General features: G+C 71.0%; 1 pseudogene. It reads right to left on the bottom strand.

The features are described from left to right. Positions 1 to 3,234 (bottom strand): annotated as a pseudogene (locus BN2660_RS14360) (DUF11 domain-containing protein); the annotation flags it as partial.

A 3,234-nucleotide genomic window follows, 5' to 3' on the forward strand; every position in this document is an offset into this window, starting at 1 on the left:
GCCGACAACGCGGGAGTCCTGGGGACGGGAACGGTCGTCGCGTCGGCGGCGTCGAGTGCCGAGCCGTCGGGTGCTGTCGCCACCGCCTGCACCACGTTCGCGACAGACCCCGCGTCGATGTCGGCCTGGGTGAGGACGTAGGTGGCCGTGCCCCGTGCTTCGGAGCCCACCGGGAGAACCCCCGCAGCGGCGGCGCTGTCATCCGGCCAAATCATGCTGATCGCGCTGAGTCCGGGCAGCCGATCGGTGAGCGCGACGCCCCGCACCGTCTGGTTGCCCGTGTTCGTGACCGTGAAGGCGAACTGGACGATCTCGCCGACCTGACCGGTGGAGCCCGCCGCCAGCGCTCCCGTCTTGTCGATCGCGATGCTCGACGATGCCGCCACGGTCGCCGTGCGCACCTCATCGGACGCATCCGACACGGGCGCGCCACCCGGCGCCCTGCCTGCGGCGGTCGCGACGTTCACGATCTCTCCCGCATCCACATCGGCCTGCGAGACGGCATAGCTCGCCGTCGCCGTGGCGACCTCGCCCGGTGCGAGCACTCCGGTCGCCTCGGGCCAGCGCACCACGGGCGTCGACAGGCCGGGCAGCGGGTCGGCGAGTGTGATCGCGTTCACGGTCACATTGCCCGTGTTCTCGATCGAGAAGGAGTAGTCGACGATGTCGCCGACGGCGCCGCCGCCGCGCACGGTGGCGCTCTTGAGAGTGAGCAGCTCCGGCACCGAGGCAGCCACATCGGTGGTCTCCGGCGGCGTCGTCGAGGTGATGGTGTCGCCGACCGGCGGCTTTCCGCTCGCCGTGGCGACGTTCGTGACCGAGCCGCGGTCGACGTCGGCCTGCGTGATCGTGTAGTTGGCCGACGCGTCGACGGTCTCCCCCGGCAGGAGAACACCGGGCTCAGCGGGCCAGTCGAACGCAGGATCCGTGACACCGGCCAGCGCATCCACGAGATCGACCAGTGTGAGCGTGACGTTGCCGGTGTTCGTGATCCCGAACGTGTAGTCGATGCGGTCGCCCACGTCGCCGGCACCGTCGACGATGCCGGACTTGGTCGCAGACAATCCGGGGCGGGCGGCGATCTGCACCGATGCCGTGGCCGAGCCGGTCACCTCCGCTCCACGCGGAGGTGCTCCCACGCCGTCGACCGCGCTGACCACGGAGCCCCTGTCGACGTCCGCCTGAGCGATCTCGTACGTCGACACCGCGGTCATGGTCTGTCCGGGCAGCAGGAGGCCGGGTCGAGCGGGGTCGGGCCAGGTGTACACCGGAGCGGTCGCCCCCGTGAGGCGGTCGGTCAGCGAGACCCCCGTCAGGGTCACGTTGCTCGTGTTCTGCATGGAGTACGACCAGGTGACGACGTCTCCGGCGACCCCGGTGGCGTCCGGTGCGAGCGCGCCGGACTCGGTGAGCGCGATCGTCGCCCGGATCCCCTGGGTGTCGACCGTCTCGATGCCGGGAGAGCTCGTGACCACGCCACCGCGGGAGCTGCCGCTCGCGGTCGCGGCGTTCGCGATCGAACCCGCGTCGACGTCCGTCTGGGTGATCGTGTAGTCAGCCGTGGCCGTGGCGGACTGGCCAGGGGCGAGCACCCCTGCCGTCGTCGGCCAGGTGAGTTCCGGGACGCTGAGGCCGGGCATCGGGTCGGAGAGCGTGATCGCGCTTACGGTGACGTTGCCCGTGTTCGTGATGCGGAACGTGTAGTCGACGGGGCTGCCCACTCCGCCGTCGCCGCCGACGATGCCCGTCTTCTCCACCGTCAGAGCCGATGCGGGAAGCGCGGTGTTGATCACGACCGCGTTGGAATCGGCCACGACGGAGGTTCCCTGCTCGGTGCGGGCTTCGACCCCGGCGATGTTCCGGATGAAGCCACGATCGACATCCGACTGCCTGATCGTGTACCACGCCGTTCCCACCACCGTGTCGCCGACGAGGAGCTCGCCCTCCGGTCCCGGCCAGGCGATGTCGGGCAGCGAGAGCCCGGCCAGACGGTCGATGAGCCGGCCCTCCTGCACGGTGACGTTGCCCGTGTTGGTCACGACCAGCCGATACTCGATGACGTCGCCGACCGCGCCGATCCCGCCGTCGAGGATGCGACCGCTCTTCACCGTGGTGAGCTCGGCGTCCTCGACGATCGGCACCTCGGCCGCCGCCGTGCGCTCGATCGTCGTCGCGTCCGGGGCCGCCGCCGTGAGGGTCACGGTGTTGTCGACGACACCCCGGTCGACGTCGGCCTGCGTGAGCTCGTACTCGGCGGTGGCGTCGGCGACGGCGCCCGGAGCGAGCACACCATCGGCATCCGGCCACGTCACCGCGATCGGCGACAGACCGGGGAGCGGGTCAGCCAGCGAGACGTCGGACAGGGTGACGTTGCCCGTGTTCGCGACGCGGAACGAGAAGAGCACGGTGTCGCCGGCGCGGCCCGTGGCACCCGCCTCGAGCGCTCCCGACTTCGACAGCGTGGCATCGACGATCGCACCCGCGGTCGGCACGACCACTCGGTCGGAGGGGTCGTCCACCACGACCCCCGACGGGTCGGTACCCGAACCGGTCGCGACGCTGTCGACCGAGCCGCGGTCGATGTCCGCCTGGGTGAGGACATAGCGGGCGGTGCCGACCAGGACCTGCCCGGGAGCGAGAACGCCCTCGGCTCCGGGCCACACCACCGCGATGTCCGAGAGGTCCTCGAGCTCGTCGACGATACCGACATCGTCGAGGGTCACGTTGCCGACGTTCTCGACGGTGACCGTGTACTCGACCACATCTCCGACGGCACCGGTCGCCCCCGCCGCGAGTTGAGCGGACTTGGTCGTGAGCACGGCAGGAGCCGGATCGTCGAGAGGCGTGATGATCTCTGCGGACGACGCCGTCACGGCCGCTCCGCCGGGTGCGGATGCGGTCGCCGTGGCCGTGTTCCGCACCTCGCCGGCGTCCACGTCGGCCTGACGGATCACATACGTCGCGGTTCCGGTCGCGATCTCGCCGGGCGCGAGCACCCGGTCTGCCGTCGGCCAGGTCACGGTGGGCGCGCTGAGTCCCGCGAGGGTGTCGGAGAGCACGACGCCCGAGAGCGTCACGTTGCCGCGGTTCTCCAGCGTGAACGAGTACTCGATCGTGTCGCCGGCGGCTCCTCCCGTCGCCTCGTCGTCCTTCGTGACGATCAGCGCCGGATCGGGGTCCAGCTGCACGGTGGCCGGGGCGGCCGCTGCGACGGGCGCCCCGCCCGTGGCGGGG

It is taken from the genome of Microbacterium sp. 3J1, from assembly GCF_001049495.1.
GTDB lineage: Bacteria > Actinomycetota > Actinomycetes > Actinomycetales > Microbacteriaceae > Microbacterium.